The sequence below is a fragment of the Lysobacter sp. H21R4 genome, assembly GCF_015277535.1.
Taxonomy (GTDB): Bacteria; Pseudomonadota; Gammaproteobacteria; order Xanthomonadales; family Xanthomonadaceae; genus Novilysobacter; species Novilysobacter ciconiae.
The window spans coordinates 2,594,960-2,621,392 of sequence record NZ_CP063772.1 but is presented as its reverse complement, the minus strand read 5'-3'; the positions used below and the strand labels follow the sequence as shown (position 1 = coordinate 2,621,392).

Below are 26,433 nucleotides of genomic sequence, written 5' to 3'. Positions count from 1 at the left end.
GTCCAGCGCAATCCTCGGCGCATCGCCACCGAGGAGCCCCGTCATGACCCGACCCGCCGACCGCCCGCTGTCCGCCCACCGCCTGGCACCGCGCCTGCATGCGGCCCTGTGCCATGCGCTGGCAGTCGGCGTAACGCTGCTGATCGTGCTGCCCGCCGCCCGTGGCTCGCACGAGCTGATCGGCTGGCTGCCGCTGTGGCTGCTCGGCATGCCCTTGAGTGCGCTGGTCGTGCTGCACTGGCTCGGTCGCCGGAGCAATGCCGCCCCGGCGCTGCGGCGCGGAGCGCGGACCGGCACGCAGGCGTGGCCCGCAGCCAAACGCCGCGCTTCGACGACGCTGCCGCTGCGTCCGGCGCGCGGCGGCAGGCGCGGGGGCATCGCCGAGGCCGCATAGCTGGCGCCACCGGCCGGGGGAAAGTGGCGCTGTGCTAACTTTCCATGGTTGTCCCACCTGTCCCCACTTTGCACACCGGAGCGCCCATGTCGCAGCTGTCGAAGGCCCGTCGGGCCGCCATCCTTGTCGCCGGCCTCGCAGTGGCGATGGGCAGCGCCCACGCCCAGGAGGCCCCAGTGTCCGACCCGTACCAATGGCTGGAAGACGTCGAAGCGCCCAAGGCGCTGGAGTGGGTCAAGGCCCGCAATGCCGCGGCCGAAGCCGAGCTCGCCGCCACGCCCGCCTTCAAGCAGCTGGAATCGCAGATCCTGGCGATCCTCGATTCGGACGCCAAGATTCCCTACGTCGAGAAGATCGGCGACTACTACTACAACTTCTGGAAGGACGCGCAGCACCAGCGCGGCCTGTGGCGTCGCACCTCGCTGGCCGAGTTCCGCAAGGACAAGCCGCAGTGGCAGACGGTGATCGACCTGGACGCGCTGAACAAGACCGAGGGCGAGAACTGGGTCTGGCACGGCGCCGACTGCCTGAAGCCGGAGTACCAGCGCTGCCTGGTCGCCCTGTCGCGCGGTGGCGCCGATGCGGACGTCACCCGCGAGTTCGATCTGGGCACGATGGGCTGGGTCAAGGACGGCTTCTTCCGTGACGAGGCCAAGGGCGGCCTGGGCTGGATCGACCGCGACAGCGTCTACGTGTTCACCGATTTCGGCCCCGGCACGATGACCGAATCGGGCTACCCGCGCATCGTCAAGCAATGGCAGCGCGGTACGCCGATGGACAGCGCGACGCTGGTCTACGAGGGCAAGCCCGACGACATGTACATCGCCGCCGGTCGCGACCACACGCCGGGCTACGAGCGCGACTTCGTCACCCGCACCCTGGCGTTCTACAACGACGAGCTCTACCTGCGCGGCGCCGACGGCAAGCTGACCAAGGTCGATGCGCCCAACTCGGCGATGAAGTCCGTGCACAAGGACTGGATGGTCCTGGAGCTGCGCGCCCCGTACGAAGCCGGCGGCAAGACCTGGCCGGCAGGCAGCCTGATCGCGATCAACTTCGACGACTTCATGGCCGGCAAGCGCGATTTCACCAGCCTGTTCGAGCCGACGGAAACCTCATCGCTCGCAAGCTCGACCTGGACCGCCAACCACCTCGTGCTGAACGTGCTGGAGGACGTCAAGAACCGGCTCAGCGTGCTGACCCCGCCCAAGGAGGCGGACGGCGATTGGACGCGCAGTGCCTTTGTCGACCAGCCCGAAGGCACCGTCAGCGTGGCCGCGGTGGACGCGGACAACAACGACGATCTGTGGGTGATGGCGTCCGACTACCTCAATCCGCAGTCGCTGTCGCTGGCGACCATCGGCCAGGCGCCGGAAGTGCTGAAGACCATGCCGACCTTCTTCGACGCCTCCAACGAGGTGGTCGAGCAGCATTTCGCCACCAGCAAGGACGGCACCCGCGTGCCGTACTTTCTCGTCCACCCCAAGGGCATGCCGCTGGACGGCAGCACGCCGACCCTGCTGTACGGCTACGGCGGTTTCGAGATCTCGCTGACGCCGGGGTATTCCGGCGCGGTCGGCAAGGGCTGGCTGGAGAAGGGCGGCGCGTATGCGGTGGCCAACATCCGCGGCGGCGGCGAGTACGGTCCGCGCTGGCACCAGGCCGCGCTGAAGGCCAACCGGCACAAGGCGTACGAGGATTTCGCCGCGGTGGCCAAGGACCTGGTCGCCCGCAAGGTGACATCTCCCAAGCACCTGGGCATCCAGGGCGGCAGCAACGGCGGCCTGCTCACCGGCAACATGCTGACCCAGTACCCGGAGCTGTTTGGTGCGGTGGTGATCCAGGTGCCGCTGCTGGACATGCAGCGCTACCACAAGCTGCTGGCCGGCGCGTCGTGGATGGCCGAGTACGGCGATCCCGACAAGCCGGAGGAGTGGGAGTTCATCAAGACCTTCTCGCCCTACCACCTGTTCGACGCTGACAAGGATTACCCGCCGACCCTGTTCACCACCTCCACCCGCGATGACCGCGTCCACCCGGGCCACGCCCGCAAGATGATGGCCAAAATGCTCGACGCCGGTAAGGACGTGCGCTACTACGAGAACATCGAAGGCGGCCACGGCGGTTCGGCCAACAACCAGCAGGCCGCGCACATGAGCGCGCTGGCCTACACCTTCCTGTGGAACCAGCTGGCCGATTGATGCGCGCCGGGGTGGCAGGTGAGATGCCACCGGATTCAGAGAGGCCGGGTCTGTCGCCCGGCCTCTTTTCATGGAATTTCGGGTCCCAGGGACCACTTTTTGTCCGCCTGCGGGCAAGCTGTCCGCCGACCTCCAGTTGCTTCGCCGTTGCGCTTTCTCTCCGGAGCCCCCATCCATGAAGCCCGCCTTGCTGCTTGCCGTCCTGATGACCGCCGCCACGCCGGCCCTCGCCACGAGTTCTTCCATGTCTGTCGATTCCGCACCGTCCCCCGCCGCGCCCATCACCCCGCCCGATGTCGAGAAACGCCCGCACGTGGTTACCGCCCCGCACGGTGCAACGCGGCAGGATGAGTACTACTGGCTGCGCGACGACACCCGCAAGGATCCGGCGATGCTGGCCTACCTGGAAGCGGAGAATGCCTACGTCGATGCCGTGATGGCGCCTCTGAAGGGCCTTGAGGACACGCTGTACGAGGAGATCGTCGGGCGCATCAAGCAGGACGACAGCTCGGTGCCGTACCGCGAGCGAGGCTGGTGGTACTACACGCGTTTCGAGACCGGCCAGGACTACCCGATCCACGCGCGTCGCAAGGGTTCGATGGACGCCGACGAGCAGGTCCTGCTCGACGTCAATGCGATGGCTGCCGGCGAGGAGTATTTCAGCGTCGGCGACTACCAGGTCAGCCAGGACAACCGCCTGCTGGCCTGGGCCGAAGACGATGTCGGTCGGCGCCAGTACGTAATCCGCTTCAAGGACCTGGACACCGGCAGGATCCTCGACGATGCCATTCCGGGCGTGTCGGCCAACGTGGTCTGGGCCGATGACAACCGCACGGTCTTCTACGTCGAGAACGACCCGGAAACCCTGCTTACCGTGCGCGTCAGGAAGCACGTGCTTGGCACTCCGGTCGCCGATGACGTGCTGGTCTACGAGGAGCACGATGACAGCTTCTACATGGGCATTGGCCGCACCCGCGATGACAAGTACATCTGCATCGGCGTGGAAAGCACCGTGTCCAGCGAGAGCCGCTGCGCGCCGGCCGCCGACCCGGGCACGTTCACCGTGCTGGCCCCGCGCGAGCGCGACGTGGAGTACAGCGCCGACCACCACGACGGACGCTGGGTCATCCGCACCAACGCACCCGGCGCGGACGGCAGGCCGGCCGACAACTTCAAGCTGATGACCGCGCCCAGCGACGCGAGCTCGCGCGCGCAGTGGCAGGAGTGGATCGGCGTCGACGAGGACGTGTTCATCGACGGCTTCGAGCTGTTTGACGGCTTCACCGCCGTGGCCGAGCGCTCCGGCGGCCTGGAGCGGCTGCGCCTGATCCGCGGCGACGTCGGCCAGGCCGACCCGGCCTCCGAATACGTCAAGGCCGACGAGAGCGCCTACTCGATGGGCCTGTCGACCAATTCCGAGCCCGACACCGACTGGCTGCGCTACAGCTACACCTCGCTGACCACGCCGGACACCACCTACGAGCTCAACACCCGCACCGGCGAGCGCCGCCAGCTCAAGCAGCAGCCGGTGATCGGGTACGACTCCACGGTTTACACCACCGAACGGTTGTGGGCGAGCGCGCGCGACGGCAGCAAGGTGCCGGTCTCGGTGGTCTATCGCAAGGGCTTCAAGAAGGACGGCACCGCCGCGTTGTTGCAGTACGCCTACGGCAGCTACGGCTATTCGATGGACCCGGCCTTCAACCTGCCGGTCGTCAGCCTGCTGGATCGCGGCATGGTCTATGCGATCGCCCACGTCCGCGGCGGCCAGGAGATGGGCCGCAAGTGGTACGACGCCGGCAAGCTGGAGCACAAGCAGAACACCTTCAACGACTTCATCGACGTCACCCGCTTCCTGGTCGGGCAGGGCTACGCCGCAAAGGATCGTGTCGCAGCCTACGGCGGCAGCGCTGGCGGCCTGCTGATGGGCGCGATCTCCAACCAGGCGCCCCACGACTACCGCGTGATCCTCTCGCAGGTGCCGTTCGTGGACGTGGTCACCACCATGCTCGACGCCAGCATTCCGCTGACCACCAACGAATACGACCAGTGGGGCAATCCGGAGGACAAGGCGTTCTACGACGTGATGCTGGCGTATTCGCCGTACGACAATCTGGTCGCGCAGGACTACCCGGCGATGTTCATCGGTACCGGCCTGTGGGACTCGCAGGTCCAGTACTGGGAGCCGGCCAAGTACGTCGCCCGTTTGCGCGACCTGGACACCAGCAGCGCGCCGATCCTGTTCCGCACCAACATGGACGCCGGCCACGGCGGCAAGTCCGGCCGTTTCCGCCGCTACCGCGAGCTGGCCGAGATGTACGCGTTCATGCTCGACCAGCTGGCGGTCGAGACAGCCGCTTCCCGCTAGCCGCCGTGCCGATGGGGCGCGACCCACATGGTCCGGTGCCCTGGGCCTGGTTGCTGCTCGCCTACCTGAGCCTGGGGTTGGCGGCGGCCGGCGTGGTCCTGCCGCTGCTGCCCACGGTGCCCTTCGTGTTGCTGGCAGCGTACGCGGCGGCGCGGGGCTCCAAGCAACTGCACCAGCGGTTGCTGACACATCGTGTGTTCGGTCCGATGATCCGTGACTGGCAGTGCCACGGAGCGGTCTCGCGACGCGCCAAGTGGCTCGCCAGCGCGTCGATGTTGCTGGCCGCTGCCGTCGCGTTCCTGACCGCTCCGCACCTGTGGATCGCCGCCGTCGCCACGATCAGCATGGCGGTCATCGCCTGCTGGCTGTGGCTGCGGCCCGAGCCGGAGCGCTGAGCGGTATCGCCTTGACCGCCGGCGCCGTTACACTGCGGCGATGAACGCACGACTGCCGATTTGCCTGCTCGCCCTCGTCCTCGCCCTGCCGCTCGCCGTTGCCGGCTGCGGCAACAGTGGACCCCTGGTACTGCCCGAGGCCGTTCCCGCCGATGCCCCGGTCGACAGCGACGGCCAGGATGTCGACCAGCACGATGTCGACGAGCACGATGTCGACGAGCAGGACGTGGAGGCCACCGAACCGGTCGAGGACGACGCCCCGACCGACGACACCATCAAGGAACCCGGCGCCGACCCGATCCCCGAGGTGGGCGGTGACGACGACGGGAATGACTGAAGCAGCGCGGACCGGATCCAGTTCCGCCCTGCCTTTCAGCAAGATGCACGGCGCCGGCAACGACTTCGTCGTGCTGGACCTGCGCGGTGGCCGCGACGCCCCCGAACCGGACCTGTGCCGCGCCATCGCCCATCGCCACCACGGCGTGGGCTGCGACCAGATCCTGACCATCGAAGCGCCGCGCACCGCGGCCGCTGTCGCCAGCTACCGCATCTGGAACGCGGACGGCTCCAGCTCGCAGCAGTGCGGCAACGGCGCCCGCTGCGTCGCCGCCTGGCTGGTGCGCGAAGGCAGCGCGCCCGTGGCAGGCGAGTTCCAGCTCGACAGCCCGATCGGTGCCCACACGGTGCAGCGCCTCGGGGATGGCCGTTACCGGGTCGACATGGGCGTGCCGGAGTTCGAGCCGGCACGGATCCCGATGGTTGGCTTCGACGCCGCGCGCGATCCTTACGTGCTGCCGGTGCGCGGCAGCATCATGCCGGTGGGCGCGGTATCCATGGGCAATCCGCACGCGCTGATCGAAGTCGAGGACATCGATACCGCCGAGCTGGACGTTGCCGGATCCGGCCTGCAGGACCATCCGGCGTTTCCCGAATCAGTCAACGTCGGTTTTGCCCAGATCCTCGGCCGCGACCGCATCCGCCTGCGCGTGTATGAGCGTGGCGTCGGTGAAACCCTGGCCTGCGGCAGCGGTGCGTGCGCGGCAGTCGCCATCCTCACCCGGCGCGGCCTGGTCGATCGCGACGTAAGAGTGTCGCTGCCCGGCGGCGACCTGCAGATCAGCTGGCCCGCCGACGACCGGCCGATGGTGATGACCGGCGCGGCCGCATTCGTATTTGAAGGAGAATGGAACGCATGAGCGAGACCACCGAAACCCTGGGTGCGCACGAGGTCGCCGCGTGGCTGCGCCGCCATCCGACCTTCCTGCAGCAGTTCCCCGACCTGTCACTCAGCTTGGTGGTCCCGCGCGAGGAGGGCTCGGCCGCCTCGCTGGCCAGCTACCAGCTGGAGGTGTTGCGCGACAAGAACCGCGAACTGTCCAAGCGCCTGCGCGAGCTGTTCGCCAATGCCGAGGAAAACGAGCGGCTGGCGGTGCGTACCCACCAGCTGGCCTTGGCCCTGATGCGCCAGGACACCGCCGCCGACACCGTGCGCGCGATGGCGGCGACGCTGGCGGAGGACTTCAACGGCGACCTGGTGCAACTGGTGCTGTTTGAGCCCATCGACGGACTGGACGAGAACGAGTGGCTGCAGGTGGTCAAGCGCGATGACGTGCGCCTGCAACCGTTCCTCGATTGTCTGGCCGACGGCGAGCCGCTGTGCGGTCGTCTGCAGCCGGAAAAGCACGCGCTGCTCTACGGCGACAACGCCGACCAGGTGCAGTCGACCGCATTGCTGCCGCTGCCCGCGCTGGGGCTGGTAGCGGTGGGCAGCCGCGATCCCAACCGGTTCTTCCCCGGCATGGGCACGCTGTTCCTGCAGATGATGGGCGAGGCGCTGGAAACAGCGCTGGCGAGGTATGCCCGCTGATTCCGGCACCCCCGCGCCTGCGCCGGCCGCGCCGCTCGACGCTAACGTCGCCGCGTTCCTCGAGCACCTGCAGGTCGAGCGCGCGGTCTCCGCGCACACGCTGGATGCCTACCGCCGCGACCTGACCGCGCTGGCGCAGTGGGCCGCCGCGCAGGCACTCGACCTGGTCGGGCTGGAGGCCGACTCCCTGCGCAGCTTCATCGCTGCCGAACACCGCCGCGGACTCGCGCCCAAGAGTTTGCAGCGCCGCCTGTCCGCCTGCCGCAGCTTCTACGCGTGGCTCCTGCGCCACTGTCGCATCACCGCCAGCCCCGCCGCCGCGATCCGCGCCCCGCGCGCGCCGCGCAAGCTGCCGCAGGTCCTGGACGCCGACGAGGTCAAGGTGCTGGTCGAGGTCCCCACCGACGCGCCGCTCGGCCTGCGCGACCGCGCCCTGCTGGAGCTGTTCTATTCCTCCGGCCTGCGCCTGTCGGAGCTGTGCGCCCTGCATTGGCGCGACCTGGATCTCGACGACGGCCTGGTCACCGTGCTCGGCAAGGGCAGCCGCCAACGCAGCGTCCCGCTGGGCTCCTACGCGCGCATTGCCCTCGCCGAGTGGCGCGCCTCGACCGGCGCCGGCAATGACAGCCCGGTCTTCCCCGGCCGCAACGGCACCATTACACCGCGCGCCGTGCAATACCGGCTGCGCCAACTGGCCCAGCGCCAGGGCCTGACCAAAGCCGTCCACCCGCACATGCTCCGCCACAGCTTCGCCAGCCACATCCTGGAGTCCTCCGGCGACCTGCGCGGCGTGCAGGAACTGCTCGGCCACGCGGACATCGCCACCACGCAGATCTACACGCACCTCGACTTCCAGCACCTGGCGACGGTGTACGACGCGGCTCACCCACGTGCGAAACGGAAACCGCCTTCGAAAGATTGAGGGGTTGGGTTTAAAGCACGAGCGGGCGGGGCGGGGGACCCGGTTCAAGTCGCTCCACGATATTCGCTTGGTCGAACCGGATCCCCCGCCCCGCCTAACGGTTCACGCCGTGAATTGGGGGCGACCGGCCTTGCTTCCTGCGTTCGCGTTTGCTCGCGTCTGGCTTTGGCAGGCGCCGATGACCGCGGGTTGTTGGAGCGCGCGGCCTTCTATCTAATCGCAACGGACATCGCATCTTGCCTCGTCGCAGAACGTCGGTTGCGAGTCGTCGCAGCAGCGGCGCTATTTGTCACCGAAGAGGTCCACACTTCGGCGCTCCGATCTTGCTTGCCCCACCAGATCACCGCGCCCTCCGAGAGCGGCTGCCGGGTGCCGTTTCCACAAAGCGAATTTCGTGGAGCGACTGGAAACGGTACCCGGCAGCCGCCCCCGAGCATCCCATACGCAACCAGCCAGCACCTCGGCCGGAACCCGGCAGCCGCCCCGGAGGATCCCATACGCAACCAGCCAGCACCTCGGCCGGTCCCCGGCAGCCGCCCCCGCGCATCCCCACCATTCAGCCCCCAGCGCTTGAACAGCGCCGCGCGACCCCCATCCATGAGGTTCGACCACGGAGCCCACATGGATCCCAGCCAGAACCCCACCGTCTTCCACGCCACCACCATCGTCTCGGTGCGCCGCAACGGCCGCGTCGCCATCGCCGGTGACGGCCAGGTCACCCTGGGCAACACGGTGATGAAGTCCAACGCCCGCAAGATCCGCCGCCTCGGCCGCGATGAGCAGGTCATCGCCGGGTTCGCCGGCGCCGCCGCCGATGCTTTCACCCTGTTTGAAGTCTTCGAAGCCAAGCTCGAGAAACACGGCCAGCTGACCCGCGCCGCCGTCGAGATGGCCAAGGACTGGCGCACCGAGCGCCGCTTTGGAAAGCTCGAAGCGCTGCTCGCCGTGGCCGACAAGGAAACCTCGCTGATCATCAGCGGCACCGGCGATGTCATTGAGCCCGACGACGGCATCATCGCCATCGGCTCGGGCGGCATGTACGCCCTGTCCGCCGCCCGCGCGCTGTACGCGCATACCGAATTGGACGCCCGCACCATCGCGACCGAGGCGATCAACATCGCCGGCGACGTGTGCATCTACACCAACCGCAACGTCGTGGTTGAGGAGCTGTAAGCATGAAGTTCAACCACACCAGCGCCACGATGACGCCGCGCGAGATCGTGCAGTCGCTCGATACCCACATCATCGGCCAGCAGGACGCCAAGCGCGCCGTGGCCATCGCGCTGCGCAACCGCTGGCGCCGCAGCATGCTCGCTGACGACCTGCGCAACGAGGTCATGCCCAAGAACATCCTGATGATCGGCCCGACCGGCGTGGGCAAGACCGAGATCGCGCGGCGCCTGGCGACCCTGGCCAACGCGCCGTTCGTGAAGGTCGAGGCGACCCGCTTCACCGAGGTCGGCTACGTCGGCAAGGACGTGGAGCAGATCATCCGCGACCTGGCCGATACCGCGGTCAAGCTGTATCGCGAGCAGGCCAAGCAGAAGGTCCGCACCGAGGCCGAGGAGCGCGCCGAGGACCGCATCCTGGATGCACTGCTGCCCAAGCGTGTCACCGGATTGGGCGGCGGTATCGGCTTTGATCCGCAGGCGGCCGCGGCCGAGCCGTCCGCGCAGGAATCGGAGACCCGCATCAAGCTGCGCCGTCAGCTGCGTGCCGGCGAGCTGGACGAGCGCCAGATCGATATCGAGACCGCGGTCAACGTCAGCGGCGTGGACATCATGGCGCCGCCGGGCATGGAAGAGATGGGCCAGCAGCTGCGGCAGATGTTCTCCCAGCTGGGCAGCAGCAAGACCAACACCAAGACCATGACCATCAAGGCCGCGCGCCCGCTGCTGATCGAAGAGGAAGCCGGCAAGCTGGTCAACGAGGACGAGGTCCGCGAGGCCGCGATCGAGGCCTGCGAACAGCACGGCATCGTCTTCCTGGACGAGATCGACAAGGTCGCCAAGCGCGGTGAGAACGTGGGTGGCGGCGATGTCAGCCGCGAAGGCGTGCAGCGCGACCTGCTGCCGCTGGTGGAAGGCTCGACCGTCAGCACCAAATACGGCTCGGTGAAGACCGACCACATCCTCTTCATCGCCTCCGGCGCGTTCCACATGGCCAAGCCATCGGACCTGATCCCGGAGCTGCAGGGCCGCTTCCCGATCCGGGTCGAGCTGTCGGCGCTGACCAAGGGCGACTTCATCCGCATCCTGACCGAGCCCAAGGCGGCCTTGACCGTCCAGTACATCGAGCTGATGAAGACCGAAGGCGTCAGCCTGGCGTTTACCGACGATGCCATCGAGCGCATCGCCGAGATCGCCGCGCTGGTCAACGAGCGCCAGGAAAACATCGGTGCCCGCCGCCTGCACACCGTGCTGGAGCGTCTGCTGGACACCCTCAGCTATGAGGCGCCGGACCGCGACGGCCAGGCGATCACCATCGACCGCAATTACGTCGACGCCAACCTGGGCGAGTTGGTGAAGGATCCGGACCTGAGCCGCTACATCCTCTAGGCGCTGGACCCAAGCCCGCCGGCCGCCCGATTCGTCGCCTGGGCGCCGTTGACGATCATCCGCACCATCGTGGTGAGCTCGTCGATCTGCTGCGGGTAGCGCTCCGGCGGCAGGTCCATCGCGCTGCCACCGACGGCAAACACCAGCCGCGTGATCGCCCGGGCCACCAGCGCCGGCTCGTGCATCGGCACCCGGTTGAGCTTGGAGAGCCGGATCAGGTCCACCCGCAGCTCTTCCTCGAAGAAGCGCAACTGCCGGTCGACTGCCTCCTTGTACGCATCCGAGCCCACCAGACCTTCGCGCAGCAGCAGGTGCAGCAGCTTGTCGTCGGCGCGGAGCTGATCGAAGAACGCCTCCACCGAACTGCGCACCACGCCGCCGTTGGGGTCGGCGCGATTGCGCGCCCGCCCGATGATGGCGCGCAAGGACGTGCCGGCGCGCTCGATCAGCACCACGGCCAGCTCGTCGATGTCGCGGAAATGCCGGTAGAAACTGTTGGGCGCGATCTTCGCCTCGCGCGCCACCTCGCGCAGGCCGAGCGTGGAGACGCTGCGGTTCGGGCCCAGGATCGCCAGCGCGGCCTCGATCAGGTCTTCGCGGCTGATCGCCGGTCTGCGGCCGGGGCCGTCGCTGGTGGTCGGAATCGGTTTGGGCACCTGTGCCGCCGGGAGTGCAGGGGAAGAGGCCGACATCATCTCTTAAAACGCGCTGCGCACCTCACAGGTGATACAGCACGTACAGCTCCGACTCCTCGCGCGCGATGCGCTGGGTCAGCAGCCGTCCGACTTCGCCATGGGCGGCCAGGAATTCCGCCTGGTTCGCCGCGTTCACCGGCTCCTTGCGGTACCGGGCGACGAAGTCGACCACGCCGCGCGCGATGGAGTTCATCTCGCGCCGGAAACCACGGATCAGCGCCGTGTTCTCGGCGTCGTCGGCCAGCATCTGTTCCAGATAGACGTAGAAGCGCACGTTCTCCGTCAGCAGGTGCGATTCCAGGCGCACCTTGAACTCCTGCAGCGCCGCGTCGAGCCCATCGAAGCGGCCCGCAGCCGCGTCCTCGCCCATGCGCGTGTACATCGCGACGAGCTCTTCGTGGTCGTGCTTGAGGCTGTCGACGAGGGTCTCGTCGTAGCGGATGGTGCGTGCGGCGTTGCCTGGCTCAGGCAACACCGGCGCCGCGGGTTCAGGCGCCTGCGTGCCGAAAAGCCGTTTCAAGAAACCCATTGTGACCTCCCCTGTGAACAGGGAGTTGTAGCCCGTCGCCCCGGTGCAGGCAAGTTGAGGCCTGGCCGCACTTCACGGGCTGTGATTGTGGAACACACAAATTTCGCGAACGCCCTTCAGGTTCTGCCGGGCCGGCCGATAGGTCCAATAGGTCAACCCTCCCGGTAGCCGTGCTGGAGCGCCAGAACAATGCAATCGCTACTTTCCCGGATGGTGGACCTGGTGGGCAGCGCCCACCCGCGGCGCAGGGAACGACTGATGCAATGGCTGATCGCGGGCTACATCTACATGGGCGCGGCGATCTGGCTGATCGCCGGCGTGCTGCAGGGATGGATGAGCAAGACCGCGACCCTGCTCTGGCTGGGCTTCGTCTTCGCCGGACTTCTGGCCGGCTATGTCGCCCTTCGCAGCGGCTGGACCGAGCGGTTCCAGGACCCGTCGCTGACCATCTGGCAACTGTCCATCGGCGTGCTCTGTGCCAACTGGGGCTACCTGCTCATCGGCCCAATGCGCACCGCGGCCCTGTTGCCGATGGTCGTGACCATCGTATTCGGCGCATTCGCCCTGCAGTGGCGGCAGATCGCGTTCCTGACGGTCTTGAACCTGTTCGCGCTGGTCGCGGCGGTGATGCTGCGTGCGTGGTTCCCGCAATGGATCCCGCAGCACGGCGCGATGACGCCGCTCATGGTCGACATCAACAATGTGCTGATGCTGCTGGTGGTGCTGCCGCCGCTGGGGTTTATTGTGGCGCGCCTGTCCAGTGTCCGGCGCAAGCTCCACCGCCAGCGCGAAGCGCTCATGCAGGCACTCTCGCAGGTCGAGCGGCTGGCGGTGAGCGATGAACTCACCGGCATTGCAAACCGGCGTTCCATGCGAACGCTGCTGGAGCGGAGCGCCGCGCTGTCCTCGCGTGAGTTCGCCCCGTTTTGCGTGGCGCTGATCGACATCGACCACTTCAAGGCCATCAATGACGAGCTCGGACACGCCGGTGGCGACGAGGTGCTCAGGGAATTCGCCCGCCGCGCGACGGCGATGCTGCGCACCACCGACGCGATCGGCCGCTGGGGCGGCGAGGAATTCGTGGTGCTGGCGTGCGGCAACGTCGACGGCATCTGCCGCCTGCTGGAACGGATGCGAAGGGCGGTAGCGAACTGCGGGACCGACAGCCGGTGCATCACCTTCTCCGCCGGCGTCGCCCAGCACCGCCGTGACGAGACCGCCGATGACCTGCTGGAGCGCGCAGACCGCGCGCTGTACCAGGCAAAGCGCGCGGGCCGCAACCGCAATGCCGTGGCGCCCGAGGGGGACGCATCGCAGCGCTACGCCACCGCTGAGTCACCGCAATAGGCTCTCATCGATCGCGCGCATCCGCCGGGTGGTGGACGCCGTCTTCGGTGACGACGTCGGGCAGATCAAACGGGTTGATACTCTCCAGGCAGCCGACGTTGTAGCCGTACTGCCTGGGATCGGACCGACGCTGGTGATGCGTGTAGATACCGCAGATCCGGCAGAAGTAGTGCTTCGCCGTATAGGTGTTGAACTGGTAGAGCGCCAGTTGCTCCGAGCCCTTCGTGACACGCAGGCCGTCCAACGGGACCGAGGCGACGATTGCGCCCTTGCGCCGGCAGATGAAGCAGTCGCAGCGCCGCGGATCGACGATCCCGTCGGGCAGGTCGAGCTCCAGCTCGACCGCGCCGCAATGGCATGACGCCCGGTGGATGGGTTGGACCTCGACGCCGCCTACCAGTTTGATCATCGGGAGATGTCCGCGTGGGGAGGGAGCAAGTCTACGTTCGATAGCTACAGGCAGCCGCGGCACGCCGCCGAGACCGGGTATGCGGCCGGGGACGGGTAGGTGAAGGTGTCTCGATTGGCGTTTTGACGCCTCGGTGTCCGCGCTAAAAGCTCCATGTGCCGAGCAGCCGGTGCCGATGTTGAGCAAAAAAGCCCCGGTGCTGAGGCTTCGAGGGGCATTGGTCGCGCAAAAAGCGCCGGCCATCGAGGTTGGAGGCTCACGTTCGCGGGGAAAAGGGCCGCGCGTGAGCCGAGGAACCTCACGAAAGAGGCAGAAAGCTGCGCGCTTGAGGTTTGGAGCGCCACCGGTGACGAAAAAAGCGCCATCGATGAGCGTCCGTGGTGCATTGGAGGGGCGCGGCGCGTCACGAATGTGGCCCTCACCATCCCGGCGAAGCTAAGGAGCTACGCTTTGCTTGAGTACGTCAGGACAAGTCTCCTCACTCCCCAATATCCTCGTTCCAGACCTCAGGATTAGCCGCAATATACCCCTGCATCATCTCCATGCAATCCTTGTCCGCCAGATCGATCACGGTTGTGCCGTTCTCCCGCAGCCAGTCGATCCCGCCGCGGAATGTTTCCGACTCGCCCACCACCACGGTGCCGATATTGAACTGTCGGATCAGGCCGCTGCAGTACCAGCACGGGGCCAGGGTGGTGACCATGATGGTGTCGCGGTAGTTGCGCTGGCGGCCGGCCTTGCGAAAGGCGTCGGTCTCGCCGTGGCTGGACGGGTCGCCGTCCTGTACGCGGCGGTTGTGGCCGCAGCCCAGCAGGCGGCCGTCGGCGTGGTACAGCGCGGCGCCGATCGGGATGCCGCCTTCGGCCAGGCCCTGGCGGGCTTCGGCGACAGCGGTGGCGAGCAGGGCGGGGTAGTCGGGGGTGCTGATCATCGGTCGGCCGGTAGAGTTGGATGGAGGGATCGTCGCCGCGCCCACGCGGGATGTCGAGCACGTGAGCGCAACGCCGGCGGGGCGGTGCGATAATCGGCGCATGAACGATCCAAACCCCAGCAGCGCCTCCGATACCGCCGCCGACACCGCGCGCGCGCCCGATGCGTCCACCGCCGCCCCGGCGGCGCAGGCCAATCCCGCCGGCACGACCCATTTCGGCTTCCGCGATGTTCCCACCGGGGACAAGCAGAAGCTGGTCGGGGAAGTGTTCTCATCGGTCGCCGGCAGCTACGACCTGATGAACGACCTGATGTCGATGGGCATCCACCGGATCTGGAAGCGCTTTTTCGTCGCCACCGCGCAGGTCAAGCGCGGCGACCGGGTGCTCGATCTGGCTGGCGGCACCGGCGATATCGCGCTGTTGCTGAAGGATCGCGTCGGGGATACCGGCTCGATCGTGCTGGGCGATATCAACGGCGCGATGCTGCGCGTCGGCCGCGACCGGATGACCGACAAGGGCAAGGTCGCCGGCTTTGACTACGTGCAGATGAATGCCGAGAAGCTGCCGTTCCCGGACGCGAGTTTCGACCTGGTCACCATCGCCTTCGGCCTGCGCAACGTGACCGACAAGGACGCGGCGCTGGCCGAGATGCACCGCGTGCTGAAGGTCGGCGGCCAGGCGCGGGTGCTGGAGTTCTCCGAGGTGAAGCCGGAGTGGTTCAAGCCGATCTACGACTTCCATTCCTTCAAGATCCTGCCGCGCCTGGGCCAGCTGTTCGCCAGGGATGCCGACAGCTACCAGTACCTCGCCGAGAGCATCCGCAAGCACCCGCCGCAGGACGAGCTCAAAGCGATGATGGAGGGCGCGGGTTTCGCCCGCTGCAGCTACCGCAACATGTCCGCCGGCATCGTCGCCATCCACACCGGCTACAAGGTGTAGGACGGAAGTCACTTCGCGCCCCGCGCGGGCGCGGCTACACTCGGGGATTGTCCTGCAACCCCGGGCCTGCCCATGCGCTCCTCGATCCTGACCCTGTTTTTTGCCGCCGCCGTGGTACTGGGCGGCTGCTCGCGCGACAACGCGCCGGCCGCGGATACGGCCGCCAAACCCGATGCCGATGTGGCCACCGCCGCGCCCGCCGAGTACGACTCGCTGTCCTACGCCGAGCCCGACAAGGTCCGCATCAAGGACCTCGCGCTCGCCCTCAACGTCGATTTCGAGGCCAGGGAAATCAGCGGCAGCGCCACCTACGACCTGGACTGGGTCGCCGATGACGCCAACGAGCTGGTGCTCGACACCCGCGACCTGACCATCGAGAAGGTGGTCGGTGAGCGCAGCGACGACAAGTGGACCGACCTCAAGTACGAGCTGGCCGACGCCGACAAGCGCCTGGGCAGCAAGCTGACGATCCAGGTGCCCGACCGCAACGAGCGCGTCCGCGTGACCTACCGCACCTCGCCGGACGCATCCGGCCTGCAGTGGCTGACCCCGGCGATGACCGAGGGCGGCAAGCAGCCCTTCATGTTCAGCCAATCGCAGCAGATCCACGCGCGCTCCTGGGTGCCGCTGCAGGACACGCCCCGAGTGCGCTTCACCTACACCGCGCACGTGACCAGCCCCAAGGACGTGATGGTGCTGATGAGCGCCGACAACGACCCCAAAGCCGAGCGTGACGGCGACTACACCTTCGCCATGCCGCAGGCGATCCCGTCCTACCTGCTGGCCATCGCCGCCGGCGACCTGGAGTTCAAGCCGATCTCCGACCGCAGCGGCGTGTGGGCCGAGCCGGCCATGGTCGACAAGGCCGCCGCCGAGTTCGCCGACACCGAGAAGATGATCGAGGCCACCGAGGCCATGTACGGCCCGTACCGCTGGGGCCGCTACGACATCCTCGTGCTGCCGCCGTCGTTCCCCTACGGCGGCATGGAAAACCCGCGCATCACCTTCGCCACCCCGACCGTGATCGTCGGCGACAAGTCGCTGGTTTCGCTGATCGCGCACGAGCTGGCGCACAGCTGGGCCGGCAACCTGGTGACCTTCTCCAGCCCGAAAGACCAGTGGATGAACGAGGGCATCACCAGTTACGTCGAGAACCGCATCATCGAGTCCCTGTACGGCAAGGACTTCGCCAACATGGAAGCGGCGATCGCCCAGAACGAGCTGCGCAAGACCATCGGCGACATGGAGCCGCAGGCGCAGGCGCTGGCGATCCGTCCCGACATCCACGTCAAGGCCGGCGACACCCTGACCGAGGTCGCCTACGACAAGGGCGCCTGGTTCATGATGTTCCTGGAGCACCGCTTCGGCCGCGAGGACTTCGACCCGTTCCTGCGCGGCTACTTTGACCACTTCGCGTTCCAGTCGATCCCGACCACGACCTTCATCCAGTACGCCAAGGACAACCTGCTGGCCAAGCACCCCGGCAAGGTCACCGAGGCCGAGCTGGACGAGTGGATCTACGGCCAGGGCATCCCCGAGTCCGCGCCGGTGACGAAGTCGCCGCAGTTCGACGCGGTCGACACCGTGCGAAAGGCCTGGCTGGACGACGGCACCCTGCCGGCCAGGGACGTCACCGCCAAGTGGAGCACGCAGGAGTGGCTGCACTTTCTGGAAGGCATGCCGCAGACGCTGAGCCACGAGCAGCTGGCCGCGCTTGACGCTGCCTACAAGTTCACCGGCACCCCCAACGGCGAGATCGCGATGCGCTGGTACCCGCTGACCGTGCGTAGCGGCTACCCGGAAGCCAACGACGCGATTGCCGCGTTCCTGGAGCGCGTCGGTCGCCGCAAGCTGATCATGCCGACCTACGCCGAGCTGGTGAAGACTCCGGAAGGCCTGGCAATGGCCGAGAAGGTGCTCGCCCAGGCGCGTCCGGGCTACCACCCAATCACCACCGGTTCGGTGGACGCCGTCATCGCCGAGGCCAAGGGCGACAAGTCGGTGACCAAGCCGGTCGACTGATCGCTCAGTTGATTGGACATCTTCTTCGCGGCCGCCTCCCGGGCGGTCGCGTTGTATCCGGCTTTCGTCTCCGCGCTCATCCCGGTGATTTTCGGGGGGCGTGATCTGTATGCCTTCCGGGCGAATGTCCCCCGGCCACCGCCTGCGGCGGAGGCCTCCTCCTTTATTTCGCCCGGAAGGCATACAGACCGCGCCGGAACTGGTGGATTCTCGCTCCTGCAACCACCGCGTCGTCGCAATGACGGGGGTGAATGCCCTTGCGGCGAAATAAAGGAGGAGGCACCGGCCTCATCGGTGCCGGAGGACATTCGCCGCAAGGGCGTTCATCCCCGGCTCTCCCGCCAAAGCCCCGACCAGAGATCCCATCGAAGCGATCGAGCCACACGGCAGCCGCGCCGCGAACCCCATCGGATGCGGGAAGAACGACTCAAAATCAGGCACGCTTGAGTCCTGCACTAAAAGAGAACCGCGCAATGACCTGTAAACCCTTCGAGCCCGCCGACCACCCACCGCAATCCGGTCCACAACTGACGCGCGGATTGCCGATGCTCGTCGCCCTGACGTGCGCGGTGCTCCTTGGCGGGTGCAAGCCCGAGCCGGATCCCGAGATCGCCCGCGCCGAGCAGGCCGCCGCGCTCGACCGCCAGGCCGAGGCGATAGCGGCCGATTTCGACGCCCAGTTCGATGCCGGCAAGTGGGACCTGGCCAAGGCGCACGGTGACGTGCTGATCGCCGAATACCCCGACAGCGCGGCCGCCGAACGCATCGCCGGTCGCCACCAAGAGGCGGCTGCAAAAGCCAATGAGATACGCGAGACGAGGCGACTGACAGGGCTGTGGTCCTACCAGACCCAGCCGGTCGGCAAGAAGGAGCAGCTGTCGGCGGCGATCTACGCGCGTGAAAACGTCGAGACCGACGGCACCGCCGCCCGGCCGGTGCGCCTTATCTTCCGCGACCACCCCGAGTGGGGCCGCAGCAGCTACCTCGTCCTGGAGGTCGGCGACTTCGACTGCTACAAGGGCTGCAAGCTCGCCGTCACCGTCGACGGGGAAAAGCCGCGCTCCATGGCCGGCAGCCGCCCCGACACCGACGATGCGATCGCGATGTTCGTCGAGGACGAGAAGACTCTCTGGAAGCTGGCCAAACAGGCCGGCGTGCTCAGCATCGAGTTCCCGGTCAAGGCCGGCGTCAAACGCACTGCCTCATTCGAAGTCGGCGGCCTCGATCCCGAGCGGATGCCGGGCTGGAACTAATTCTGGAAAGCCGGCCGACTGGCCGTCCGGCTCGCATTCACGCGCAATCGACACAACGCCAACGTAAAGGGAGAACCACCATGGAACCGACGATCTATCTGTTCTTCGAGGGAAACTGCCTTGAGGCGATGACCCATTACGCCGAGGTCCTCGGTGGGCAGATCACGGATGTAGCGCACAATGGCGATGCGCCGGATGCGGAAAGTCGCATGCCCGGCGGCGACGACCTGGTGCTCAACATGGCCATGAAGCTGGGCAGCGCCACGGTCATGGCCTCTGACGGGGTCGGTGAGATGTACGAGAAGCCGCAGGGCTTCCGCGTGGCCATTTCCCCGCCATCGCTGGCGGAGTTCGACCGCGTGCACGCCGCGCTGGCCAAAGACGCACGTTCCGTCGAGATGCCTCCGGGTGAGACATTCTGGGCCGAGCGCTTTGCCATGTTCACCGACCGCTACGGCACCCCGTGGATGCTCAACTTCGACCGGAACAAAGCTCAGGGGCCGGCGTAACCGGTCCGGCCTGCTACAGCGCGTACCCGAACTGCTGCACGAACTGTTCGGCGAACTCGTCGTAGTCGAAGCGCTGGTTCTGGGTGCCGGGGTGCTCGACCTTCAGCGCGCCCATCAGGTTGCCGATGCGGCCGATGGTCGGCCAGTCGTAGCCCTTCTGGATGCCGAAGATCAGCCCGGCGCGGAACGCATCGCCGCAGCCGGTCGGGTCGGTGATGCGGCTCTCGTGCGCGGGAGCGACGTCATGCACCTGGCCGTCGGCGTGAATGATCACGCCCTTGGGGCCGCGAGTGGCGATGTAGGCCTTGACCTTGCTGGCGATCGTCGCCTCGTCCCAACCGGTGCGCTCCTGCAGCAGGTTGGACTCGTAGTCGTTGACGGTCACGTAGTCTGCCTGCTCGATGAAGGCGCGCAGTTCCTCGCCGTTGAACAGCGGCATCGCCTGGCCGGGATCGAAGATGAACGGAATACCGGCCTCGGCGAACTCGTTGGCGTTCTGGATCATGCCCTCGTAGCCGTCCGGGCTGACGATGCCGATCGTCACGCCGGGCACGTCGCGCACGTGGTTCTCGTAGGAGCGCATCATCGCGCCGGGGTGGAAGGCGGTGATCTGGTTGTTGTCGTGGTCGGTGGTGATGAACGCCTGCGGGGTGAACAGCTCGTCGATCACCTTGACGTGGTCCAGGCGGATCTGCTGCTGCTCGAACCACTCGCGGTACGGCCCGAAATCCTGGCCGACGGTGGCCATCGGGATCGGGTCGCCGCCCAGCAACTTGAGGTTGTAGGCGATGTTGCCCGCGCAGCCGCCGAACTCGCGGCGCATCCGCGGCACCAGGAAGGAGACGTTCAGGATGTGCACCTTGTCCGGCAGGATGTGGTTCTTGAACTGGTCGGGGAACACCATGATGGTGTCGTAGGCCAGCGAGCCGCAGATCAGGGCTGACATCGGTAATCGCACTCCGGGGAGCTCCGCCGGCAGGTTCCTGGCGGGAGCGTGGTTTGACGGATGGGTGGGGGCGCAGGTCACCGCTTGGTGCGCACCGCATAGAATATCCGCTGGCCGGGGTCGCGGCCAGCCGGGCCGCGTTGCCGCCCCGGTCGAGGGGCTTCCGCGCAGGGCGCCGGATCGCCGCCGCGGTGGGCTACCAAAAACGCCCATTAGCGACGGGTTACGCCATTTCTCCTTGCCCGGCAAGGGGGCGGTTGCTAGTCTTGTCGGCCGCTTCCGGCACCCCTCCCACGGCCCAATCGACGATGTTCAAGAAGTTTCGCGGCATGTTTTCCAACGACCTGTCCATCGATCTGGGCACGGCAAACACGTTGATCTACGTCCGCGGCCAGGGAATCGTGCTGAACGAGCCATCGGTGGTCGCGGTGCGCCAGGACCGCGTGGTCGGCGGCAACCGCACCGTCGCCGCCGTCGGCATGGAGGCCAAGCTCATGCTGGGCCGCACGCCGGGCCACATCACCACGATCCGGCCGATGAAGGACGGCGTCATCGCCGACTTCACCTACACCGAGGAAATGCTCAAGCATTTCATCCGCAAGGCGCACAAGTCGCGTTTCCTGCGGCCCAGCCCGCGGGTGCTGGTGTGCGTGCCGTGCGGCTCGACCCAGGTCGAGCGGCGCGCGATCAAGGAATCGGCCGAGGAGGCCGGTGCCCGCGAGGTTTATTTGATCGAGGAGCCGATGGCTGCCGCGATCGGTGCCGGCATGCCGGTGGCCGAGGCGCGCGGTTCGATGGTGGTCGATATCGGCGGCGGCACCACCGAAGTGGCCGTGATCGCGCTCAACGGCATCGTGTATGCCGCTTCGGTGCGCATCGGCGGCGACCGGTTTGACGAGGCGATCATCGCCTACGTCCGCCGCACCTACGGCACCCTGATCGGCGAGGCCACGGCCGAGCGGATCAAGGAAACGCTGGGCTGCGCCTACCAGCAGGAAGAGAACACCAGCATGGAGATCACCGGGCGCAACCTCGCCGAGGGCGTGCCGAAGATGATCACCATCACCGCCAACGAAGTGCTGGAGGCGCTGCACGAGCCGCTGGCCGGCATCGTCACCGCGATCAAGCTGGCGCTGGAACAGACCCCGCCGGAGCTGGGTGCCGACGTCGCCGAGCGCGGCATCGTGCTGACCGGAGGCGGTGCGTTGCTGGCCGACTTCGACCGGCTGGTGAGCGAGGAGACCGGCGTGCACGTGCAGGTCGCCGAGGACCCGCTGACATGCGTCGCCCGTGGCGGCGGTCGCGCGCTGGACCTGCTGGACATGCACGGCAACGAGTTTTTCGCTCCCGAGTAATGGCGATGCGGTGACCGGCACGGCGTGGTGCCGTGCCTGATCGCCGCGACACCGGAGCATGCCGCGGCGGGTGGGCCGGCGGCCTGTGCCACCATTGACGGTCCGCCACGCCAGATCAGCCGGTTTCCCTTCCATTGCGCTCCTACGCCAGCCCTTCGACTCCGAACCGTCCAGGCGACGTGTCCGCAACGCTGTGGCTGTCGGCCTATCTGGCGCTGGCGGTGGTGCTGATCGTGCTGGACCACCGCGGCGGCTGGCTGAGCCAGGCCCGCGGGCATGCCACCTTGCTGGTGCAGCCGCTGTGGATCGCCGCGGGCTGGCCGGGCCGGGCGATCACCCGCCTGTACGACGACGCCGGCACGATGCGCCAGTTGACCGAGGACAACCGCCGCCTGCGCAACGAGCTGCTGGTCAACAGCGCGCGCATGGCCCGGCTGCAGACGCTCGCCTCTGACAACACGCGCCTGCGCGGACTGCTCGATGCGGCCCACAACAACCAGCTGGACGTGCAGCTGGCGCCGATCCTGGACATCGACCTGGACCCCACCCGGCAACGGCTGGTGCTGGGCGCGGGCAGCAACGAGTCGGTCCGCCTGGGCCAGAGCGTGATCGACGCCGGCGGGTTGCTGGGCCAGATCATCGACGTGCAGCCGGCGGTGGCTACCGTGCTGCTGGTCACCGACGCGGCGCACGCGGTGCCGGTGGCGATCGAGCGCAACGGCGTTCGCCTGGTGGCCTACGGCGAGGGACGCAGCGACATGCTGCGACTGCACAGCATCCCGTTGTCCAGCGACGTCAAGGTCGGTGACCGCCTGCTGACCTCGGGGCTGGGCGGGCGCTTCGTCGCCGGCTTCCCGGTGGGGACGATCGTGTCCCTGCAGCCCGATGACAGCCGCGCGTTCCTGATCGGCGAGGTGATGCCGGCAGCGCAGCTGGACCGTGGCCGCGACGTGCTGCTGCTGCGCGGCGGTCCGGACGAGCGGTCATCGGCCACCGGAAGCGATTCCCTGGACGGCGACGCGGAAGAAGCGCCGGAGGTTGCTCTTGGCCCCGCGACGGGCCCCGCGGACGCTGCACCGAAGGCCGCCCCGGATGCGCCGCCCGTACCGGCGGCCGCCCCCGCCTCCGGTGACCGGCGATGACCCGCCGCTACCAACCGTGGCTGCTGCCGGCGAGCATCGTCGCCGCCCTGCTGCTGGGGCTGTTGCCGCTGCCGCTGCTGTTGCAGGGCCTGCGCCCGTACTGGCTGGCCCTGGTGGTCGCCTACTGGGTGATCGAGGATCCCGAGCGCGTTGGCCTGGGCTTCGCATTCCTGGCCGGCGTGCTGGCGGACATCACCTTCGGCGGCCTGCTCGGCGAGCAGGCACTGCGGCTGGTGGTGATGACCTTCATCATCCAGCGCTTCCGCGCGCGCCTGCGCTTCTTTCCGCTGTGGCAGCAGGCGCTGGCGATCGGCGGCCTGTTGCTCAATGACCGCATCGTGGTCGCCGCGGTACACGTGGCCCTCGGCATTCCCTCGCTGCCGGCGATGTTCTGGCTGGCGCCGCTGACCGGGATGGCGCTGTGGCCGCCGGTGTTCCTGCTGCTGGACGCGCTGCGTCTGGGCAGCTGGCGCAGGAGCTGAGAAGTGCGCCCGATACGGCGCCGCCCGCGACGCGTGCTCAAGGACGCCGCGGCCGAAGTCCGCCACTTCCGCACCCGCGTGATCATCGCCTTCATCGGCGTGACCCTGGTCCTGTCGGGACTCGCGCTGGGCTACTACCGCCTGCAGGTCTGGCATCACGACGAGTACGCCACGCGTGCGGAGCAGAACCGTATCAAGCTGCGCCCGGTGGTGCCCGGCCGCGGCCTGATCTACGACCGCAAGGGCCGCATCCTGGCCGACAACGTGCCCGCGTTCCGCCTGGAGGTCACCCCGCGCGAAGCCGGTGACCCCGAAGACTGGCTGCCCGGGCTGGCCGGGATCATCGACCTGTCCGAGCAGGAGATCGAGGACTTCCTCGCCGCGCGCAAGGTCACCCGCAGCTACAAGCCGATCATCCTCAAGCTGCGGGTGAAGCCCGACGAACTGGCCCGGCTGGCCGTGGACCGCTGGAAGTACCCCGGCGTGGAGGTGGTCTCCTACCTGCAGCGCCGCTACCTGCACGGCGAGCTGTTCGCCCACGTGATCGGCTACGTAGGCCGCATCGACGAGGCCGATCTGGCCGAGATGGGCGAGGCGGGCAGCGTCTTCAGCCACACCGGCAAGACCGGGCTGGAGCGCTCCTATGAGGAGGCGCTACGCGGCAAGCTGGGTTACGAGAAGGTCGAGACCAACGTCGACGGCCGGCCGATGCGGATCGTCGGCCGGGTGCCGGCGGTGCCCGGCGCGGACCTGCGCCTGTCGGTGGACCTGGACCTGCAGCGCGCGATGGTGGCGGCGTTCGGTGATGCCGACGGCTCGGCAATCGCGGTGGATACCAAAACCGGCCAGGTACTGGCGATGGTCAGCCTGCCCTCGTATGACACCAACCTGTTCGTCAACGGCATCTCCCACGCCGACTACAACGGCCTGATCAACAACCCCTCGCGCCCGCTGTTCAACCGCAACGTGCTCGGCGGCGGCCCGCCGGGCTCGACGATCAAGCCGGTGATGGCGCTGGCCGGGCTCGACAGCGGATTGCGCACGCCGTCCGACCGCATCCTCTCCACCGGCGAGTTCCGCATCCCCGGCCAGGCGCGCGGCTACCGCGATGCCTCCGGCGGCGGGCACGGCTGGACGGACCTGCGCGATTCCATCTCCCGCTCGGTCAACACCTACTACTACAAGCTCGCCCTGGACCTGGGCATCGACCGGCTCTCCGAGTACATGCATCTCTATGGGTTCGGCGAGAAGAGCGGCATCGACCTGCTGGGCGAGAACGCCGGCGTGGTGCCATCGCGGGAGTACAAGCGCACGATCAGCAAGGAGTCCTGGTACCCGGGCGAGACGGTGATCTCCGGGATCGGGCAGGGCTACTGGATCGCCACCGCCCTGCAGATTGCCCGCTCCACCGCGGCAGTCGCCAACGGCGGTGACCTGCACGAGCTGCGCTTGCTGCAGTCGCGCCGGGATGGCTACGAGTCGCCGTGGCAGGACCTGCCGCCCACGCCCAGCCACCGCATCACCGACAAGCCGGCCAACCTGCGCGCGGTGCAGGAGGGCATGATCGCCACGATCAACGGGCCCGGCGGCACCGCCCGCCGCATGGCCATTGGCGCGTCGTACACGATGGCCGGCAAGACCGGTACCGCCCAGCGCTCCAGCCGCAAGGGCAACATCAGCCTCAACCCGCACACGCTGCCCTACCACCTGCGCCATACCGCGCTGTTCACCGGCTACGCCCCGGCCGAGGACCCGCAGATTGCCGTCGCGGTGGTGGTGGAGCACGGCGGTTACGGCGGCAGCGCGGCCGCGCCCATCGCCCGCACGATCTTCGATGCGTGGTTGCTGGGCAAGATGCCCGAAGGCATGGAGCCCACCGACGATGTCGTGACCGATCCGCTGGAGGCGGCGGTGGAGATGGCCCGGGACACGGACGATGCCGAGGCTGCGACCGAAACGGGCGGGGACGCGGGCGCAGCCGCGGCTGACTCCACCACGGACCCGGCGCAATGAGGACGATCCTGCGCTGGCTGCTGGACATGGTTGCGCGCTTCACCCGCACATTGGACCTGCCGTTGCTGGCCGCCCTGCTGGCGCTGATGGGCATCGGCCTGGCCGTGCTCTACAGCGCGGGCGGCAAGTCCGAGGCGCTGGTGATGGCGCAGGCCTCGCGCTTTGTCATCGGTCTGGGCGTTATGTGGCTGCTCTCGCGGGTATCGCCGCTGCAACTGCGCAACTGGACGCCGCTGGCCTACGCCGCGACGATCGTGCCCCTGTTGATCGTGTTGTTCATTGGCCAGGGCCGGCACGGCGGGCACTGGATCAACCTGGGGGTGTTCTACTTCCAGCCGGCCGAGGTGCTCAAGCTGAGTCTGCCGATGATGGTGGCCTGGCAACTCAACCGTGGTCCGTTGCCGCCGTCCTTCCGCGCGACCGTGGTGGCGATGGTCCTGATCGGGCTGCCGACCGGGCTGGTCCTGCTGCAACCGGACTTGGGCACGGCCTTGCTGGTCGGCATCAGCGGGGCGTTCGTGCTCTACCTGGCCGGCCTGTCGTGGTGGTGGTTCGTTGCCGCGGCGGGAAGCATCGCGGTGGCCGCGCCGGCGGCGTGGTTCTGGATGTTCATGCCCTACCAGAAGGACCGCATCCTGATGTTCCTGGATCCCGAGCGCGACCCGCTGGGCGCGGGCTGGAACATCATCCAGTCCAAGATCGCCATCGGTGGCGGCGGCCTGACCGGCAAGGGCTGGGGCGATGGCAGCCAGTCACACCTGAACTACATCCCCGAGCACACCACCGACTTCATCTTCGCCGTGCTCAGCGAGGAGTTCGGCTGGATCGGCGTGGCAATCACGCTGGGCCTCTACCTGTTCGTGGTCGGGCGCTGCCTGTGGGTATCGGCGCAGGCGCGCGACGGGTATTCGCGGCTGCTGACCGGCGCGCTCGGGCTGGCGTTCTTCGTCTACGTGGTGGTCAACGGCGGCATGGTCGCCGGGATGCTGCCGGTGGTTGGCGTGCCGATGCCGCTGCTCAGCTATGGCGGCACCTCGGCGGTGTCGCTGCTGGCCGGGATGGGCGTGGTGATGGCGGTGCGTGCCCACCGGCCGGTCCACGGGCACTGAAAGGCGCGGCCCGGATGCTTCAACAACACAGGCTGACTGGACACCA

25 protein-coding genes are annotated in these 26,433 nt (G+C 67.6%); 20 read left to right on the top strand and 5 right to left on the bottom strand.

Annotation, left to right across the window (positions count from 1 at the left end):
* Nucleotides 1–43: 43 nt before the first annotated feature.
* The 10 genes from INQ40_RS11920 to hslU all read left to right on the top strand — a co-directional run bounded on the left by INQ40_RS11920 (nt 44) and on the right by hslU (nt 10,705).
* On the top strand, nt 44–394 hold the full coding sequence (locus INQ40_RS11920) for a hypothetical protein (protein ID WP_194340596.1): 351 nt from the start codon (nt 44–46) through the stop codon (nt 392–394).
* Nucleotides 395–480: 86 nt separating this feature from the next.
* On the top strand, nt 481–2,595 hold the full coding sequence (locus INQ40_RS11915; RefSeq protein WP_194340595.1) for a prolyl oligopeptidase family serine peptidase: 2,115 nt from the start codon (nt 481–483) through the stop codon (nt 2,593–2,595).
* 175 nt (nt 2,596–2,770) lie between these two features.
* Entirely contained in the window at nt 2,771–4,963 is a 2,193-nt protein-coding gene (locus INQ40_RS11910) for a S9 family peptidase (protein ID WP_194340594.1), read from the top strand.
* Between the two features lie 11 nt (nt 4,964–4,974).
* Nucleotides 4,975–5,358: a YbaN family protein gene (locus tag INQ40_RS11905; RefSeq protein WP_194340593.1), complete on the top strand. Its 384-nt coding sequence runs from the start codon at nt 4,975–4,977 to the stop codon at nt 5,356–5,358.
* 40 nt (nt 5,359–5,398) lie between these two features.
* A complete protein-coding gene (locus tag INQ40_RS11900; protein ID WP_194340592.1) occupies nt 5,399–5,695 on the top strand; it encodes a hypothetical protein in 297 nt (98 codons plus the stop codon).
* The gene (dapF, locus tag INQ40_RS11895; RefSeq protein WP_194340591.1) at nt 5,688–6,554 is read left to right on the top strand and encodes a diaminopimelate epimerase; all 867 of its coding nucleotides are present in this window, start codon (nt 5,688–5,690) and stop codon (nt 6,552–6,554) included. Before INQ40_RS11900 ends, dapF begins: the two co-directional genes overlap by 8 nt.
* Complete coding sequence (locus tag INQ40_RS11890; RefSeq protein ID WP_194340590.1) at nt 6,551–7,225, top strand: DUF484 family protein; 675 nt, start codon at nt 6,551–6,553, stop codon at nt 7,223–7,225. The genes dapF and INQ40_RS11890 overlap by 4 nt, the downstream gene beginning before the upstream one ends.
* Nucleotides 7,215–8,147 (top strand): tyrosine recombinase XerC, encoded by a 933-nt coding sequence (gene xerC / locus INQ40_RS11885; RefSeq protein ID WP_194340589.1) that lies wholly within the window; start codon nt 7,215–7,217, stop codon nt 8,145–8,147. The genes INQ40_RS11890 and xerC overlap by 11 nt, the downstream gene beginning before the upstream one ends.
* Before the next feature lie 621 nt (nt 8,148–8,768).
* Complete coding sequence (gene hslV, locus INQ40_RS11880) at nt 8,769–9,320, top strand: ATP-dependent protease subunit HslV (RefSeq protein ID WP_194034437.1); 552 nt, start codon at nt 8,769–8,771, stop codon at nt 9,318–9,320.
* A gap of 2 nt (nt 9,321–9,322) precedes the next feature.
* Nucleotides 9,323–10,705 (top strand): ATP-dependent protease ATPase subunit HslU, encoded by a 1,383-nt coding sequence (gene hslU, locus INQ40_RS11875; RefSeq protein WP_228482023.1) that lies wholly within the window; start codon nt 9,323–9,325, stop codon nt 10,703–10,705.
* Here the strand turns inward: hslU and fabR are convergent.
* Together fabR and INQ40_RS11865 are read right to left on the bottom strand one after the other, a co-directional pair.
* Nucleotides 10,702–11,397 carry an HTH-type transcriptional repressor FabR gene (gene fabR / locus INQ40_RS11870; protein ID WP_194342558.1) on the bottom strand — a complete coding sequence of 232 codons (696 nt, stop codon included), beginning with the start codon at nt 11,395–11,397 and terminating at the stop codon, nt 10,702–10,704. The genes hslU and fabR overlap by 4 nt on opposite strands.
* A gap of 25 nt (nt 11,398–11,422) precedes the next feature.
* On the bottom strand, nt 11,423–11,929 hold the full coding sequence (locus INQ40_RS11865) for a hemerythrin domain-containing protein (protein WP_193984816.1): 507 nt from the start codon (nt 11,927–11,929) through the stop codon (nt 11,423–11,425).
* 189 nt (nt 11,930–12,118) lie between these two features.
* On the opposite strand from INQ40_RS11865, the gene INQ40_RS11860 reads away from it, so the two are divergent.
* On the top strand, nt 12,119–13,276 hold the full coding sequence (locus INQ40_RS11860) for a GGDEF domain-containing protein (RefSeq protein WP_194340587.1): 1,158 nt from the start codon (nt 12,119–12,121) through the stop codon (nt 13,274–13,276).
* A gap of 4 nt (nt 13,277–13,280) precedes the next feature.
* Here the strand turns inward: INQ40_RS11860 and INQ40_RS11855 are convergent, their stop codons facing one another.
* Together INQ40_RS11855 and INQ40_RS11850 are read right to left on the bottom strand one after the other, a co-directional pair.
* Nucleotides 13,281–13,685, bottom strand: a complete 405-nt coding sequence (locus INQ40_RS11855; RefSeq protein ID WP_194340586.1) for a GFA family protein — start codon at nt 13,683–13,685, stop codon at nt 13,281–13,283.
* 478 nt (nt 13,686–14,163) lie between these two features.
* Nucleotides 14,164–14,616 (bottom strand): nucleoside deaminase, encoded by a 453-nt coding sequence (locus INQ40_RS11850; protein WP_194340585.1) that lies wholly within the window; start codon nt 14,614–14,616, stop codon nt 14,164–14,166.
* A gap of 100 nt (nt 14,617–14,716) precedes the next feature.
* Here INQ40_RS11850 and ubiE point away from each other — a divergent pair, with 100 nt between their 5' ends.
* From ubiE to INQ40_RS11830, 4 genes are all read left to right on the top strand, one after another.
* Nucleotides 14,717–15,556: a bifunctional demethylmenaquinone methyltransferase/2-methoxy-6-polyprenyl-1,4-benzoquinol methylase UbiE gene (gene ubiE, locus INQ40_RS11845; protein WP_194340584.1), complete on the top strand. Its 840-nt coding sequence runs from the start codon at nt 14,717–14,719 to the stop codon at nt 15,554–15,556.
* 72 nt (nt 15,557–15,628) lie between these two features.
* Nucleotides 15,629–17,578: a M1 family metallopeptidase gene (locus INQ40_RS11840; protein ID WP_194340583.1), complete on the top strand. Its 1,950-nt coding sequence runs from the start codon at nt 15,629–15,631 to the stop codon at nt 17,576–17,578.
* A 473-nt stretch (nt 17,579–18,051) separates the two neighbouring features.
* Nucleotides 18,052–18,831: a hypothetical protein gene (locus tag INQ40_RS11835; RefSeq protein ID WP_228482022.1), complete on the top strand. Its 780-nt coding sequence runs from the start codon at nt 18,052–18,054 to the stop codon at nt 18,829–18,831.
* Nucleotides 18,832–18,911: 80 nt separating this feature from the next.
* Nucleotides 18,912–19,340 carry a VOC family protein gene (locus tag INQ40_RS11830; protein WP_194340582.1) on the top strand — a complete coding sequence of 143 codons (429 nt, stop codon included), beginning with the start codon at nt 18,912–18,914 and terminating at the stop codon, nt 19,338–19,340.
* Nucleotides 19,341–19,353: 13 nt separating this feature from the next.
* On the opposite strand, the gene INQ40_RS11825 is transcribed toward INQ40_RS11830, so the two are convergent.
* The gene (locus tag INQ40_RS11825; protein ID WP_194340581.1) at nt 19,354–20,286 is read right to left on the bottom strand and encodes a carbohydrate kinase family protein; all 933 of its coding nucleotides are present in this window, start codon (nt 20,284–20,286) and stop codon (nt 19,354–19,356) included.
* 308 nt (nt 20,287–20,594) lie between these two features.
* Here INQ40_RS11825 and INQ40_RS11820 point away from each other — a divergent pair, with 308 nt between their 5' ends.
* The 5 genes from INQ40_RS11820 (at nt 20,595) to rodA (ending at nt 26,387) form a co-directional block, all read left to right on the top strand.
* Nucleotides 20,595–21,641: a rod shape-determining protein gene (locus INQ40_RS11820; RefSeq protein ID WP_043957283.1), complete on the top strand. Its 1,047-nt coding sequence runs from the start codon at nt 20,595–20,597 to the stop codon at nt 21,639–21,641.
* Nucleotides 21,642–21,820: 179 nt separating this feature from the next.
* A complete protein-coding gene (mreC, locus tag INQ40_RS11815) occupies nt 21,821–22,783 on the top strand; it encodes a rod shape-determining protein MreC (RefSeq protein ID WP_228482021.1) in 963 nt (320 codons plus the stop codon).
* Entirely contained in the window at nt 22,780–23,265 is a 486-nt protein-coding gene (gene mreD, locus INQ40_RS11810; RefSeq protein WP_193984803.1) for a rod shape-determining protein MreD, read from the top strand. Before mreC ends, mreD begins: the two co-directional genes overlap by 4 nt.
* A gap of 12 nt (nt 23,266–23,277) precedes the next feature.
* A complete protein-coding gene (gene mrdA / locus INQ40_RS11805) occupies nt 23,278–25,278 on the top strand; it encodes a penicillin-binding protein 2 (RefSeq protein WP_194342556.1) in 2,001 nt (666 codons plus the stop codon).
* Nucleotides 25,275–26,387, top strand: coding sequence for a rod shape-determining protein RodA (gene rodA, locus INQ40_RS11800; RefSeq protein WP_194340579.1), 1,113 nt, complete (start codon nt 25,275–25,277; stop codon nt 26,385–26,387). The genes mrdA and rodA overlap by 4 nt, the downstream gene beginning before the upstream one ends.
* The last annotated feature ends 46 nt before the right edge of the window (nt 26,388–26,433 follow it).